The organism is Marinimicrobium alkaliphilum (assembly GCF_003259155.1).
Taxonomy (GTDB): Bacteria; Pseudomonadota; Gammaproteobacteria; order Pseudomonadales; family Cellvibrionaceae; genus Marinimicrobium_A; species Marinimicrobium_A alkaliphilum.
Genome location: NZ_QGMQ01000005.1, coordinates 117,678 through 132,650, shown reverse-complemented (window position 1 = coordinate 132,650; position 14,973 = coordinate 117,678). Strand labels below are relative to the sequence as shown.

Below are 14,973 nucleotides of genomic sequence, written 5' to 3'. Positions count from 1 at the left end.
GTGACGGCGGCCCTGCGCGAAGTGGAAGCACTGGCGGACGTCGGCGCAGAACTTCGGACCTGTCTGCGCGACGCGCACCAGCCTCTGGTGTTCCGGGGACTGGTGAAGCATTGGCCGCTGGTGCAGGCGGCTGAGGCATCCGCCGCGCAGGTCGACGCCTACCTCCGTCGTTTTTACCGGGGCGAGCCGGTTACTGTGTACCAGCTGCCGTCCGAGGCTGAGGGCAGAATCTTTTACAACGACCGCTTCGACGGATTCAATTTCCAGACGATCAGCGCACGTCTGGAGCAGCTCCTCGATCGATTGCTGCACTATCAGGACGACCCGCAGGCGCCGACACTCTATCTGGGCTCGACCTTGATTGACCGCTGGCTGCCGGGGCTGCGCGCCGACAACGATATTGGCGTTCCGGCCGAGAACCCGCTGGCGAGTATCTGGATCGGTAACCGCAGCCGGGTCGCAGCGCACTTCGATTTTCCGGACAACCTGGCGCTGTGTTGCGCCGGGCGTCGTCGGTTTACCCTGTTTCCACCGGAACAAGTGGAGAACCTCTACGTCGGTCCACTGGATTTAACGCCTTCGGGCCAGCCTGTCAGCCTGGTGGACATGCGTTATCCGGATTACCAGCGCTTTCCGAAATTCCGCGAAGCGGCGCGCGCGGCGTTGACGGTCGAATTGGCGCCCGGTGATGCGCTCTTTATTCCGAGTCTCTGGTGGCACCAGGTGGAAAGTCTCGACAGTTACAACATTCTGATCAACTACTGGTGGCGCTCCACGCCGGGCTACACGGGCACGCCCATGAATGCCCTCGAGCATGCCCTGCTGAGCATCCGCGCCCTGCCCAGGGCTCAGCGTCGAGCCTGGCGCGCGCTGTTTGACCATTATGTGTTCGGCGACGAGGATCCGGCTGAGCATATCCCCGAGGAGGCCCGGGGCATACTGGGCGCGCTCGATGAAACCACGGCGCGTCGGTTGCGCGCCGGCTTGCTGAACAAACTCAATCGCTGATTACGACATAACGAGGTGAGTCATGGCGTCTCAAGGTATCAAGAACATTGTCATCGCTGGCGGTGGCACAGCGGGCTGGATGGCCGCGGCCTCCCTGGCCAAACTGTTGGGTAAACATCTCAATATCACCCTCATCGAATCCGATGCCATCGGCACCGTCGGTGTCGGCGAGGCGACCATTCCGACTTTGCTCACCCTGCATCGGTTGCTGGACATCAACGAACAGGAATTTGTCGCGGCAGTTCAGGGCACGTTCAAATTGGGCATTCAGTTTGAAAACTGGCGCGGTATCGGCAAAGACTATATTCACTCTTTTGGCTTTACCGGAAAAGACTGCTGGGCCGCGAGTTTCCAGCACTTCTGGCTCAAAGGTGCGGAGCGCGGCATTGTTTCGGACTATGGTGACTACTGCACCGAGCACCTCGCGGCACGGGAGGAAAAGTTTGCGGTATTGCCCAGCAACGGCCTTAACTACGCCTACCACATGGACGCGGGCCTCTATGCACAATTCCTGCGGAAAATGGCGGAGAAACACGGGGCGACGCGGATTGAAGGCAAGATTGACAAGGTGAACCTGGACCACAGCAGCGGCGATATCCGTTCGCTGACACTGGCAGACGGGCAGACCATTGAGGGCGACCTGTTTATCGACTGCTCCGGCTTTCGGGGGCTGCTGATTGAGCAGGCGCTGCACGTGGGCTATGAGGACTGGCGCCATTGGTTGCCCTGCGACAGCGCTGTGGCCATGCAGACCCGCTCGGTGCGGGATCCGCTGCCGTACACCCGCGCCATCGCGCGCGAATCCGGGTGGCAGTGGCGCATCCCCTTGCAGCACCGGGTTGGCAACGGCCTGGTGTACTGCAGTCGCTATGGGTCCGATGAGCAGGCCGCACAAGTGCTGCGCGATAATGTTGAGGGCGAGGCGATCACGGAGCCCCGGGTGATCAAATTCCAGCCCGGTATCCGTCGCAAAGCCTGGCACAAAAACTGTGTTGCCCTGGGTCTGGCGAGTGGTTTTATTGAGCCCCTGGAGTCCACCAGCATTCATCTGATCCAGCGCGGCATCATCCGCCTGTTGCAGATGTTTCCCCAGGACGCGGTGTGCGAAGAGGACATCAATGAATACAACCGGCAGACCCGGTTTGAATCCGAGAATATCCGCGACTTCATCATTCTTCACTACTGCGTCACCGAGCGGGACGACAGCCCCTTCTGGCGTTACTGCCGGAACATGGAAATACCCGAATCGCTCGCTCACCGGATTGAGCTGTTCCGCAAAACCGCCCGGGTTTTCAAGGTGCCCACCGAGTTGTTCGGTGAAAACTCCTGGACTCAGGTCATGTTGGGCCAGGGAATTACCCCGCAGGCTTACCACCCGATCGTCGATATGATGACCGACCAGGAGCTGACCAATTTCCTCGACAGCATCCGGGATTCGGTGCGCCGTATTGTTCGCCAACTGCCCTCCCACCAGCCGTTTATCGACCGCTATTGCGGGTCCCTGCGCAAGGCTTCCTGACGACGACCGCGCCGGCTTCCCGGCGCGGCCTCTCCTGATGAAAAAATCTCCTGCTCGCGGGGTTACCGGTTACATCCGGTGTGCCATCGGCGTCCCAAAGAAAGTGGGCTGACTGGCGGGAGGGCCCGCCATTACTGGGCTGCGTGAGTCCCACTTTGGTCGATAGAAAGTGACCCGCCCCGATTTTCCTCGTGCTCCAAAGTGGGACGACAAGCCCCAGTCGGCAGGCCAGACTGGCTCCACATTCACCAGTGACCGCTTGGCCGGATCGCTGACGACGAACACATCGGCACCAAAAGTAGAGAAACGGGATGATAAAACCAACAAAGCCATTAATGATCTTTTCGCTGGCCGCTGCCCTGATCACGGGCTGTAGCGGCGTCGAACAATCTTCGTCAAGTGCCGACACCGAGGTGAGCGGCGCTGTTGCCACCAGCGTCAACCTTTGGCCACAAGTCGCCAGCGGAGTCGCCAAAGACCCGCAACTGGAGGCGGAGGTTGACGCGCTCCTGGCCCGGATGACCCTTGAGCAGAAAGTCGGCCAGGTGATCCAGCCAGAATTGCGGACCACGACGCCAGAGGATGTACGTGATTACCATATCGGCTCATTTCTCAATGGCGGCGGTTCTTTCCCGAACGATGACAAGTACGCCGAGCCCGCCGACTGGCTCGCAATAGCTGATGCCTTCTTTGAGGCATCGATGGATACCCGCGACGGCGGCCTCGCCATTCCGATCATGTGGGGCACCGACGCTGTCCACGGTCACAACAACGTCTATCGCGCTACGATTTTCCCCCACAATATCGGCTTGGGGGCCACCAATAACCCCGACCTTATCCGCGAGATCATGGCCGCCACCGCTCGGGAAATGGCTGTGACCGGCAAAGACTGGAATTTTTCGCCCTCCGTCGCGGTGGCCCGCGACGACCGTTGGGGCCGCACCTATGAGGCTTATGCCGAAGGCCCGGATCTGGTTAACGCCTATGCGGGCGAAGCCGTGATCGGCCTGCAGGGCGAACCCGGCAGCGATCAGTTCCTGGCCGGTGGCCGCGCCATTGCCACGGCCAAGCACTTTATCGGTGACGGCGCCACAATAGCGGGGATCGACCGCGGCGATGCGGTGGACGCCGAGGCCGACCTGCGCGACCTTCACGGCGCCGGCTATTTCTCCGCGATTGAGGCCGGTGTGCAGACCATCATGGCGTCCTTCAACAGCTGGCACGGGGAAAAGCTCCACGGCCATCACTACCTGCTCACCGAGGTTCTCAAGGAGCGTATGGGTTTTGATGGCGTGATTGTGGGTGACTGGAACGGTCATGAGTTTGTGGATGGTTGCACTCGCAACAGCTGTGCTCAGGCCTTCAATGCCGGTGTCGATATCTTTATGGCGCCGGATGATTGGAAGGTGCTGTACGCCAACACCCTGGCCCAGGTCAAAAGTGGTGAGATCACCCTCGAGCGTCTGGACGATGCGGTGCGCCGCATTCTGCGGGTCAAGAAGCGTGCGGGTCTGTTTGAGAAAGGCACACCGTCCGAGCGTCAATACGCGGGTCAGGCCGAGGTGCTTGGTCACCCTGAGCACCGCGCAATCGCGCGCCAGGCCGTGCGCGAATCCCTGGTCCTGCTCAAGAACGACAACGGCATCCTGCCCCTGGCGCGAGACAGCCGCGTGTTGGTTGCTGGCGACGGCGGACACAATATTGGCAAGCAGTCTGGCGGTTGGACGTTGACCTGGCAGGGTACCGGCAACAGCAACGATGACTTCCCCAATGGCGACTCCATTTTTGACGGCATTGCCGAGGCAGTTAACGCCGCTGGTGGCACGGCTGTGCTGAACGAAACCGGCGAGTTTGATGAAAAACCCGACGTGGCCATCGTGGTCTTCGGCGAAGATCCCTACGCTGAAATGCAGGGCGACCTGAGTCATCTGGCATACAGCGACGAGCGGCATTTGGCGATGATTCGCGACCTCCAGGCGCAAGACATTCCGGTGGTCTCATTGTTCATCACCGGCCGCCCCCTGTGGATCAACCCTTTCCTGAATGCGTCTGATGCGTTTGCGGTTGTCTGGCTTCCGGGTACGGAAGGTGCCGGTATCGCCGACGTCATCCTGCGTGATGCCAACGGTGAGGTAAACCACGATTTCACGGGTCGCCTGACGTTCTCCTGGCCCAAAACCGCCGTTCAGTCCCCGTTGAATCAGGGTGCCGATGGTTATGATCCGCTGTTTCCCTACGGCTATGGTCTGCGCTACAGCGATGCGCCGACGATGACCGAATCACTGTCAGAAGAGAGCGGAATTAGCGATACCGACGGCACCCAGGTGCTGGATATTTTCCGCGATCGCGCGATGGACCCCTGGCACATGGAAATCGCTGACGGCACCCGTGCCGCCCTGCCGGTTACCGGTAGCAGCGCCACCCTGCCGGGTATTCGTCTGCAGTCGATCGACCGACTGGTGCAGGAAGACAGCCGTCGTGTGCAGTGGTTGGGCCAGAGCCTGGCGACTGTGCGTCTCACCTCCAGTCAGCGCACCAACCTGACGCCCTATCTGCAGGAAGGAGCGGTTTTACATCTGGATTACCGGGTTTACAAGGCACCGACCGCAAGCGTGATGATGGCCATGAACTGCGGCGAAAGCTGTGGCGGTGCGCTGGATATCACCGAGCATTTGAGTGCTGAGGACGACTGGCAGACGCTGTCGATCGAGCTGGCCTGCTTTGAGCAGGCAGGGGTCGAACCGGCGCTTGTGCTGACACCTTTTTCGCTTCAAACCCAAGGTGAATTGGACTTGACCTTCCATCGCGTGAGTATCGATGTGGACGGTGAAGCGCACGTTACCTGTGTACAGTAAACGGCAATAATAAAGAGGCAATAACGATGAAAAGCATGATGAAGAATGCGGTAGGACTCACCGCCCTCGCGCTGATTCTCGGCGGTTGCGGCGCCAGCTCGGAAGTGCGTCCACCAGCGCGCGACGGCAACAATAACGGCGGCGATGCGAGCAGTAGCAGCAGTAGCGTCGCACCGCCGGAAACCTACGAGTGGGAGTTGGTGTGGAGCGATGACTTCGAAGGTGACAGTATCGACCTTGACAAGTGGTCCCACGAAGTCAACTGTTGGGGTGGCGGCAACAACGAGTTGCAGTGTTACACCGATCGCGAAGAGAACAGCTACGTCGAAGACGGTACCTTGTACCTCGTTGCGCGCGAGGAGAGTTTCAGCGGACCGGGTGTGACCGACGACGACCCCAACTACAACCCGGATGATCAGTCGGTGACCCGTCAGTACACCTCTGCACGTCTGCGCACCAAGGATAAAGGTGATTGGAAATACGGGCGCATCGAAGTCAGCGCCAAGATGCCGCAGGGGCAGGGCTTGTGGCCCGCCATATGGATGTTGCCGACCGAAAATGTCCATGGCACCTGGCCGCTCAGCGGCGAGATTGATATCTTCGAGGCGGTCAACACCAATGCGTCCGGCGGCAACGAAATTCATGGCACCTTGCACTATGGGCGCATGTGGCCCGACAACGTCTACACCGGTGCCGCGTATGAGCCGGACATGCCTATCTGGGAGGAGTTTCACACCTACGCCATCGAGTGGGAGGAAGGTGAAATCCGTTGGTATGTGGACGATATTCACTACGCTACCCAGACCGACGATGGCTGGTTTACCTTCTATTGGGGCGGCCAGGAACAGGGCTTCCAGCTGGGTGAAGGTGCCGCGCCTTTTGATGAAGTCTTTCACTTGATTCTGAATGTGGCTGTGGGTGGTAACTGGCCCGGCAATCCGGACGCCGAGACCACCTTCCCGCAGATGATGGCGGTGGACTATGTACGTGTTTATCAGTGTCCTGCTGAAGATGGTACCGGTCGCGGCTGTGCCACCAATGTCGACGACGGCGTAATGGTGTCTGGCGACGGCGGCACCCTGCGCAGCTACTCGCTCTATGACGATGGCGATGCCAGCGTCAGAGTACGTGCCTACGATATGAATTTCGACATCGATCTGGTGCCCAGCGCCTGGGAAGAATCACCCGGTAACCTGGTGATGGATCCGGCGCTGGAGACCGATCACGGCACTGTCTGGGATATTCAGTACAACGGTCCGTCCAACGCCTTCCTGCTCACCGAGGATCTCAGTGAACGCGAGTACCTGGAGGATGGCCTCAGCTTTAACGGTGTGGAAGCGGGCGGTCAAATCAAATTTGATCTGCGGGTCGTCGATATTGAAGACGAGACCGAGCTGCTGGTAAAAGTCGATAGTGGCTGGCCCAACGTCAGCTATCACAGTATCGACATTCCGGGAAACGATGAGTGGGTCACGGTAGCGGTGCGTTTCTCGGAAATGGTCGGCACAGATACCGGCGATCAGTCAGGTGCGGTCATCTACAATGATATTGTCGCACCCTTTGTAGTCGAAGCGGTTGGTGGCACGGCACACATTCAGATCAACAATGTCTCGATCGATTGCCTCGATCCCTGTGCCGTCGATCCACAATTGGATGGCACCGTGCCGGAAGGTATAGAAGGCATGGATATTTTCGTCGATGGCGCCTTGGTAGCGCCCTGGGATAACCCCGGGGTAGGGCGCTATGAAGAAGCCGGCCAGGTTATCGACTGGGGTATCGTCAGCGACAGCGAGCTGGGTGATGTCCTTCAATTCAGCTTTGGTAGTGGCTTCGGCACCATTTATTTGCAGTCCGAAACCGCTCAGAACCTGAGCAGCTATCAGGGCGGTAGCCTACAGTTTGACCTCAAGGTTGTTGATCTGGGAAATAACACCGAGGGCTTCCTGGTGAAAGCCGATTGCATTTACCCTTGCGGTTCGGTGGAAATTCCCGTGGACGCGCCGCCCGTGGGTGAATGGGAAACCATTTCGATCCCCATATCGGCGCTTTCAGGTCTGCAGCTGCAACGGGTCGATGTGCCCATCAGTATTTTCCCCCGCATCAACCATCAAAACGGTGTGGTGTTCCGTCTGGCCAATGTTCGCTGGGTCGTCGGTAACGATTGATAGGTACAAGTCCGCCGCCTTCGGGCGGCGGCTCTGCTCGAAAGGTATCGAAAGATACACAGGCAGTCTAGGTGGCACAGACTCAACGTCTGTGCCTTTTCCGTTCAGGGCATCCGGCCCTCGATCCGGAAGGGGCCCTTTCCAGGCCCGAGTTGACGTTGCCGGCGGGAAGTGATTAAGTAACACCCCTATAGCGATGAGAATAACTCAGGTAGTATCCCCGCCATGACGATAAAAGCTCCGCCGCGCAAACACCTGTGGGTCTGGTTCCTGTGGGTAGCCGTTTTTTATGCAGTTTGGTTGCTGTTACTGCAGGCCGAGGGTGCCTGGGCGGCGACCGTGGCCAACTGGCCCATGGCGCTGGCTATGGCCATCGGGGGTTATGCCGCCGGATCTACCCCTATGGGTGGGGGCACTGTTGGTTTTCCGGTTTTGGTGCTGTTTTTTGACCAGCCCGCCACCTTGGGCCGGGACTTCAGTTTTGCCGTGCAGTCTATCGGCATGGTGAGTGCGTCAATTTTTATTTTTGCCCGCCGCCAACCGCTGGCTTGGGCGATGCTTAAGGGTGCGATGCTCGGCGCGCTGATCGGTGCGCCCATCGGTCTGATTTTTCTCTCGCCCCTGGTGCCGGATCTGCTTATCAAGATTACTTTCGCGGTGATCTGGGGCAGCTTTGGTGTCCTTCACCTCTACCGTATCAACGAAATTTCCAGCCTCCAGGGCATGATCGAATTTGACGAACGCTGGGACCAGCGTGTCGGCTTTACTCTCGGCCTGATCGCCAGTGTGTTTGCGGTGAGTGTGACCGGCGTCGGTATCGATATGATGCTCTACGCTGCCCTGGTGCTGCTGTGCCGAGCGGACCTCAAAATCGCCATCCCCACGTCCGTGGTGATTATGGCTTTCACTTCTCTCTACGGCGTGGTGATCAAAACGCTCACCAACAGTTGGCAGCCCGGCGTCTATGAAAACTGGCTGGCGGCTGCGCCGGTGGTGCTCCTGGTGGCGCCGCTGGGCGTCTTTATCGTCGAGCGAATTGGGCGCAAGCCGATTCTGTTGATCGTATCGTTTTTGTGTGTCGGCCAGTTCATATGGACCTGTTTCGCGGAACAGCAGGCGCTTGGGCTCGGGGGGATCGCTCTGGCATTGGCTGCGCTGGGTTTGTGTCTGTTGGTATTTGAGAAACTGCACAGCTGGGGAATACGGCTGTGCGAAGCGGCGCGCGTCAGAACGGATGGCGAACCCAGCCCCTGTCGGTACACCGGTGCTGAACAGCCGAACAATGAAACAGTGAGCCCTGAATCGCGGCGGTGCTAGTATGAAAGAACACATCTTCAATATTCACGATGTCATTCTGCTCACCACCGTTGCCGAGTGCATTCTACTGGCGCTGTTCCAGGCCGTGCTGCCCACTCAGAATCGTCGCTACAGCGCGTTGCTGGCGGCCTTTCTGTTTACCATTGCGGTCGGCAGTTCCGCGACTCTGGTGCTCTGGAACGAGTATCTGAATGTGGCCGTTCCCGCCGTGATCGACAACTATGCCACGCCGCCCCTGCTGCTGGTGGCATTGATGCTGAAAGGGCCGATCCTGATGCTGTCGGTGGCAGCCATCACCCAGCAGCATTTCCGCCTGCACCGACGCCTTCTGGTGCACCTGTTGCCAGCCGTCATTGCGGCGCTGGTGATTCTGGTGTTCGGTGTCAACGGTTCAGACTTGCGCATGATGTCGCCCGAGACCTCGGATACGCCCGACTATCTTGTGACTTTTATTTGGGATGCCGCCAAGATTGTGCCCCTGGTGTATGCCTTTGGCGCTGTGGTTCTGGTGCAGCGCTACCGGGCCCAACTCAAAGACGAGTACTCGCACTTTTCAACGTCCGAGCCCAACTGGCTCAATATTCTGACCCTGGGTTTCTTCGCCAACTGGGCCTGGTCAGGAGTGGTTCACATCGTCGCCAAATACTCCTCGCCGGAAACGGCGGATTCACTCGGGATTGTCGACAATTATCTGACATTTATTCTGATCAATGCGCTGTTCACATACAGCCTCGTATATGCCCATAAACTGCTGGTTACCCAACCCGAGCCGTTGATTGAAAGCGAGGGCGCGCGCCCGACCAATGAAGCGGTGGATCGGGTGCGCGCAGCGATGGAGGACGAGAAGCTCTACCTGAAACACAATATCAATATTGAGCAATTTTCCGAGCGCTTGAATCTACCTCCCAAAGAAGTGTCCTCGGTCATCAATAAGCACTTTGGAACCAATTTCTTCGAGTTTGTGAACACCTATCGGGTTGAAGAGGCCAAGCGCCTGTTGACCAGCCCCGACTACAAGGACAAGACTATTCTCGATGTCCTGATGGACGCAGGCTTTAACAGCAAGTCGGCGTTTCACCGTTTCTTTAAACGCCTGGTGGGGGTATCGCCGTCGGAGTACCGCAAACAGCTGGACAAGGATGGTGCCTAAGCCTCGCTTTTTCGCCAAACGGGGCTATGGTTATCAACACGAGTCTTTAGCGCCGGAGGTTGATATGCCCTTGTCCCGCCCATGGGTTCATTTGCCCGTGGCTTTCTTGATGGCCCTCGCGCTCGGTGCGGTCCTCGGAAGCCTCATTCAAACCCAGTTCAATCTGATCGGCTTGGGCGCAATGGGTGCTGATATTGGCCTGGGTCTGCGCCTGGAGGTCAGTGCCCGCGATTTGGTCAACTTTGCGCCTTTGTACGCGGCCATTCTAGGTGCCAGCCTTCTCGTTTCCCTGGCGCTCGCCGCCTTGATTTCCCGCTGGCTGCCATCGCGAAGCTTCGCGCCGCTGTGCGCGCTGGCGGCGGCCTGCGGCTTGTGGCTGACGTTCAAGCTGGTCGACGCCTTGGCCCCCATGCCCACTCTGATCGCCGCTACCCGCAGCGTTGGTGGCACCCTGGCCCTGGTCGCCAGCGCAGCGCTGGCGGGCTGGGTGTTTGCCCGTATTCTGGACTCTGGCTGGTTTCGCCCTCGAGAAACCTCAGCTGCACCGATTCTTGCGCTACTCTTTGCCGGTGCCCTGTTTGCGGCGCCCGAGCCGCTTCACGCCGATGACCGGTTTGATATCCAGACCCTCGCCGAGGGGCTGAATCATCCTTGGTCGGTGGCTTTCCTGCCTGACGGACGGGCCCTCATTACCGAACGCGTCGGGCGTCTGCGTCTGCTGGATGCCGACGGCGCGCTGGCGCCGGAGCCCGTGGCAGGGCTTCCCGATGACCTGTTTATCTCCGGACAGGCTGGACTGAAAGCCATTTTGCTGGCCCGGGATTTCGAGCGGAGTCGACGGCTGTATCTGAGCTACGCTTGTGGCAACCGCCGGGCCAATCATCTGTGCATCCTGCAGGCGCGCTTGGGGGAGGAGGGCTTGGAGAGCGTTCGGGAGATACTGCGCACCCAGCCGGCCAAGACCGGTGACGCCCATTACGGTGGGCGTATGGTATGGCTACCGGATGATACGCTGGTGGTGACCTACGGCGATGGCTTTGACTACCGAGAGCAGGCTCAGAACCCGGCAAGCCACATCGGCAGTATTCTGCGCATCAACAACGATGGCACCGTGCCGGGCAACAACCCCTTTGTCGGACGCCCGGGGATCGCGCCGGAAACCTACAGCTACGGCCATCGCAATCCACAGGGACTGGTTTATGATCCCGAGCAGGCGCTGTTGGTCAGTCACGAGCACGGGCCCAAAGGCGGCGATGAGATCAATGTCATTCGTCCGGGTCTGAATTACGGTTGGCCGCTGGTCAGTCACGGGCTCGACTACACCGGGGCGGTGATCACCCCTTTCACCGAGCGCCAGGGTGTACAGCCGCCACTGCTGGAGTGGACGCCTTCGATTGCACCCTCCGGTATGACCCGCTACGAGGGCGAGCTGTTTCCCGAGTGGCAGGGGCAGTTTCTATTGGGGGCGCTGGCCCACAAGCGTGTCTATCGGGTCAGCGTCACGGCTGACGAAGCGCGGGAAGAGGAGATGCTGTTTGAACATCTCAATGAACGGATTCGGGACGTGGCCACCGGCCCGGATGGCGCACTCTACTTGCTGACCGATAGCGCCAATGGCCGGTTGTTACGGGTGACGCCCGCCGAGTAGAGGACGCTACCCGGCGGTGGCGTGCGGACTCAGTCCGTGTGTTCAATCGTACCGGTGAGCATCAGATAATCGACAAAATCGAACGCCCAGCGGTCCATGGTGCGCCCAAAGTAGCGCAAATTGGTGCCTCGGGTGGCGCGCTCGCCCCGAAAGATGATGCCTGCGCGCACCTCCCGGTGGTCGACAAACTGGGCCAGCACGTTGCCGTTGCGCGGGTGCACCAGATACAGGTCCAGTGTGGCATTACCCATTTGGTCGGAGTAATAGTAGCGTGTTGCCGGCTGCATGAGATCGGGCGCATAGATATTCAGCTTGCGTAGGTGCGGCCGTAACACCACATCGGCTTCGTCTGCGCTGTCCACCACTTCAACCTCGGTTTGGTCAGTCAGTCCGTTGCGCAAAGCGGTGCGCAAGCGCTCGCCGTAATCCCGCTCGATGCGCTCCACATCCGAACGGCTGTAGTTGCTGCGATGGCTGCTCAACCACTGGCGGCTGAGCTCCACCGGAACCTCCTCGACGTATACACGGGTAAAGGTGGGCAGCGGCTCGCCATGGCGCAGCAGTACCGCACCAAAATTACCGGTCTCATTGGTCGCCTGCAGGCTGGCGTCGGCTTTATCGTAGCTGGGCGTGGTGCTGCAGGCCGACAGGGCCAGCAAAACCAAAAGGGTCAGAGTCAATGGGGCAAACCGGCGCATGGTTGGACTCCTTATGAGCATGAGTGAGAGGCGGTCGTGTTGTTAACAGCATAGCTGTTATCTGAGACGATAATTGTAAAAAATAGTTGCTCTGCGCCCGTCCAGGCTCACACAGGGTCGCTGAATGCGATCTGGTTAAGTCCCAGAGTTTTGGCCCGGCACATGGCCAGGTCGGCCTTCCGGAACAGACCCTGAGGGGTGTCCTGGCGACTGTTGAACAGAGTGACACCGACGCTGGCAGTGGCGGTGATTGCACGACCGTGGAGCGAAAAAGGCGCTTTGAATTGCTCGGTCACGGCTTGTGCCAGCTGCTCGGCCTGAATCCAGGCTTCGCTGCTTTGAGACCCGAGCGGTCGGCTGATAATCACAAACTCATCGCCGCCAAAGCGTGCAAGGGTGTCCAGGCTGACGTGGCTGTCGAGCCGCTCGGCGATCTGGCGCAACAGCAGGTCGCCCATGTCGTGACCCTGCTGATCGTTAATAAACTTGAAGTTGTCCAGGTCCAGGAACAGCAGTGCAGCATATTCCTGGTGATAGGCGCAGTCAGCAATCACCTGATTCAGGCGCTGACTGGCCTGCTGACGGGTAGGCAGTTGGGTGATCGGGTCGCTGGTGACCAGCTTACGTAAGGCTTGTTCGGTCTCGTGACGGGCGGAAACGTCCCGCGACACACCCTGGGCGCCGGTCATATTTCCGACAGCGTCGAAAAAGACCTGAATGGCTACCTCGGTGTGCACTTTGCGGCCATTTTTGTGGATCTGGGTAAATTGTTCGAGCAGGTCGGCCCGTGTACCCAGCTCCCCCCGGCGAGCGGCGGCAATGGTACTCTGTTGCAGGGCGACGGCCTTTTCCGACGATTCCGTGTCCAACGCGACGGTCATTACCTGACCGACCATTTCCTCGGGGTGGAAGCCCAGCACGCGGTGCACTGAGGGGCTGACGTAGCTGAGCAGGCCGTCGCTGTCCATGCGCCAGGCAAAGTCGCTCATGCTCTGGCTGAACAGATGCAGGTGCTGCTCCTGTTCCCGAAGGCGTGCGGCCTGTTCCTCGAGCCGCTGGCGCAGCAGGCGGCCGTGGATCAGCAAGCCGGTGACCACCAGTGCCAACAGGCTGGTGGCCAGTGCCGGGAGCAGCCAGGCGGGCAGTACTTCCCGGGTATCGCGCTGGATCCAGCGTTGGCTGATGGACTCCAGCCGCTCTGGGGGCAACGCCGTCAAAGCCTGGTTGATCTCTGCGAGCAGGGGGTCATTGCCCTTGGCCACTGCCGCCGCGAGTGGGCGCTGGTAGAGCAGGGATGTGGCCCGGTAGTGTTCGGGCGTCGTGTGCCGGCTCAGGTAATAGGCGCCGACCGGGTAGTCGGCGACGAAGGCACTGACCTGACCGCGCACCGCCGCGCGCACCAGCGCCTCGTTGTTCTCAAAGGTTTGCAGGCGCGTCTGAGGGAATTGGCTGCGCATGTAAGTGACTTCGAAGCCGCCGCGGGTAATACCGACAGTGGTGCCCCCCAGGTCGGTAGGGCTCTGGATATCGCCCAGGTGCTCCCGGTTGTTGACGAACAGCATGGTCCGCAGGGGCATCAGGGACGCGGAAAAATCGAGGAATTCGCGCCGCTCATCGGAGATAAACAATCCCCCGTGAATGCGATTGTCGGCGTTCCGGGTGCGCTCCAGGGTTTGCGGCCAATCGTAGAGTTCGAACACCACCGGACGTCCCAGTTGCTCGCCCAGCGCCCGCCACAGGTCGATCAACAGGCCTTGGGGCTCGCCGTCACCGTCAGCAAAGGCGAAGGGCGCCCAAGCGTGATCCTGGACCACGATCAGCGGTTCGACCTCGGATTCGGCCGTTGCCGGGAGGCCAAACCCCAGTAGCAGGGAAAATATCAGGGCTTGCAGCGTCCGTGTCGCGGCCTTGTCGCAGTCATTATTCTTATCTTGGGCCAGCATGATTAAGCCTTGTTCGGTGTCAGGGTTTCAGCTCTTGCAGATAGCGGTTCTTGAGCGTGACGTAATTATTCGCTGAATAGCGGAAAAAGGCGCGTTCGCTGTCCTTCAGCGGTCGAGCCTGCTTGCAGGGCGAGCCGACATAGAGGTACCCGCTTTCCAGGCGTTTGCCGGGGGGTACCAGGGTGCCGGCGCCAATGACCACTTCGTCCTCCACCACGACCCCGTCGAGCAAGGTCGAGCCAATGCCCACCAACACCCGGTTGCCGATGGTGCAGCCGTGCAGGTTCACCGAGTGACCCACGGTCACATCATCGCCAATAGTCAGGGGGAAACCGCCGGGGTTGAAGTCGCTGGCATGGGTAATATGCAATACGGAGCCGTCTTGAATGCTGGTGCGCGCGCCCACAACTATACTGTGCATATCCCCGCGAATCACCGCGCCGGGCCACACCGAGGCATCGTCGCCCAGGGTGACATCGCCGATAACCACGGCGGCGATGTCCACATAGACACGCGCGCCGAGCGCAGGGGTACAGCCCTGAAAGGGGCGGATGGCCGGGTTGTCATCTTTTGGTTGCGTCATACGTACCTCATTCCATAGGGTGTATCATACGCCAAAACCGCGACCGCTGTAGACCCGCGGAGACAGAATCACGACTGGAGACGCTGT

The 14,973-nt window shown here is 59.5% G+C and carries 10 protein-coding genes; 7 read left to right on the top strand and 3 right to left on the bottom strand.

Annotation, left to right across the window (positions count from 1 at the left end; genetic code table 11):
• The 7 genes from DKW72_RS09775 to DKW72_RS09745 all read left to right on the top strand — a co-directional run bounded on the left by DKW72_RS09775 (position 1) and on the right by DKW72_RS09745 (position 11,662).
• The gene (locus tag DKW72_RS09775; protein ID WP_111642174.1) at positions 1–1,008 is read left to right on the top strand and encodes a cupin-like domain-containing protein; all 1,008 of its coding nucleotides are present in this window, start codon (positions 1–3) and stop codon (positions 1,006–1,008) included.
• Positions 1,009–1,030: 22 nt separating this feature from the next.
• The gene (locus DKW72_RS09770) at positions 1,031–2,527 is read left to right on the top strand and encodes a tryptophan halogenase family protein (RefSeq protein WP_111642173.1); all 1,497 of its coding nucleotides are present in this window, start codon (positions 1,031–1,033) and stop codon (positions 2,525–2,527) included.
• A 311-nt stretch (positions 2,528–2,838) separates the two neighbouring features.
• A complete protein-coding gene (locus DKW72_RS09765) occupies positions 2,839–5,382 on the top strand; it encodes a glycoside hydrolase family 3 protein (protein WP_111642172.1) in 2,544 nt (847 codons plus the stop codon).
• 26 nt (positions 5,383–5,408) lie between these two features.
• Positions 5,409–7,547, top strand: a complete 2,139-nt coding sequence (locus tag DKW72_RS09760) for a glycoside hydrolase family 16 protein (RefSeq protein ID WP_157960453.1) — start codon at positions 5,409–5,411, stop codon at positions 7,545–7,547.
• A 225-nt stretch (positions 7,548–7,772) separates the two neighbouring features.
• Positions 7,773–8,864 carry a sulfite exporter TauE/SafE family protein gene (locus tag DKW72_RS09755; protein WP_111642171.1) on the top strand — a complete coding sequence of 364 codons (1,092 nt, stop codon included), beginning with the start codon at positions 7,773–7,775 and terminating at the stop codon, positions 8,862–8,864.
• A 1-nt stretch (position 8,865) separates the two neighbouring features.
• A complete protein-coding gene (locus tag DKW72_RS09750; RefSeq protein ID WP_111642170.1) occupies positions 8,866–10,014 on the top strand; it encodes a helix-turn-helix domain-containing protein in 1,149 nt (382 codons plus the stop codon).
• Positions 10,015–10,078: 64 nt separating this feature from the next.
• Complete coding sequence (locus DKW72_RS09745) at positions 10,079–11,662, top strand: PQQ-dependent sugar dehydrogenase (protein ID WP_198411299.1); 1,584 nt, start codon at positions 10,079–10,081, stop codon at positions 11,660–11,662.
• 29 nt (positions 11,663–11,691) lie between these two features.
• Here the strand turns inward: DKW72_RS09745 and DKW72_RS09740 are convergent, their stop codons facing one another.
• The 3 genes from DKW72_RS09740 to DKW72_RS09730 all read right to left on the bottom strand — a co-directional run bounded on the left by DKW72_RS09740 (position 11,692) and on the right by DKW72_RS09730 (position 14,886).
• A complete protein-coding gene (locus tag DKW72_RS09740; RefSeq protein ID WP_111642169.1) occupies positions 11,692–12,360 on the bottom strand; it encodes a hypothetical protein in 669 nt (222 codons plus the stop codon).
• A gap of 107 nt (positions 12,361–12,467) precedes the next feature.
• The gene (locus DKW72_RS09735) at positions 12,468–14,303 is read right to left on the bottom strand and encodes a diguanylate cyclase domain-containing protein (protein WP_111642168.1); all 1,836 of its coding nucleotides are present in this window, start codon (positions 14,301–14,303) and stop codon (positions 12,468–12,470) included.
• Positions 14,304–14,322: 19 nt separating this feature from the next.
• Positions 14,323–14,886: a gamma carbonic anhydrase family protein gene (locus DKW72_RS09730; protein WP_111642167.1), complete on the bottom strand. Its 564-nt coding sequence runs from the start codon at positions 14,884–14,886 to the stop codon at positions 14,323–14,325.
• Positions 14,887–14,973: the final 87 nt, after the last annotated feature.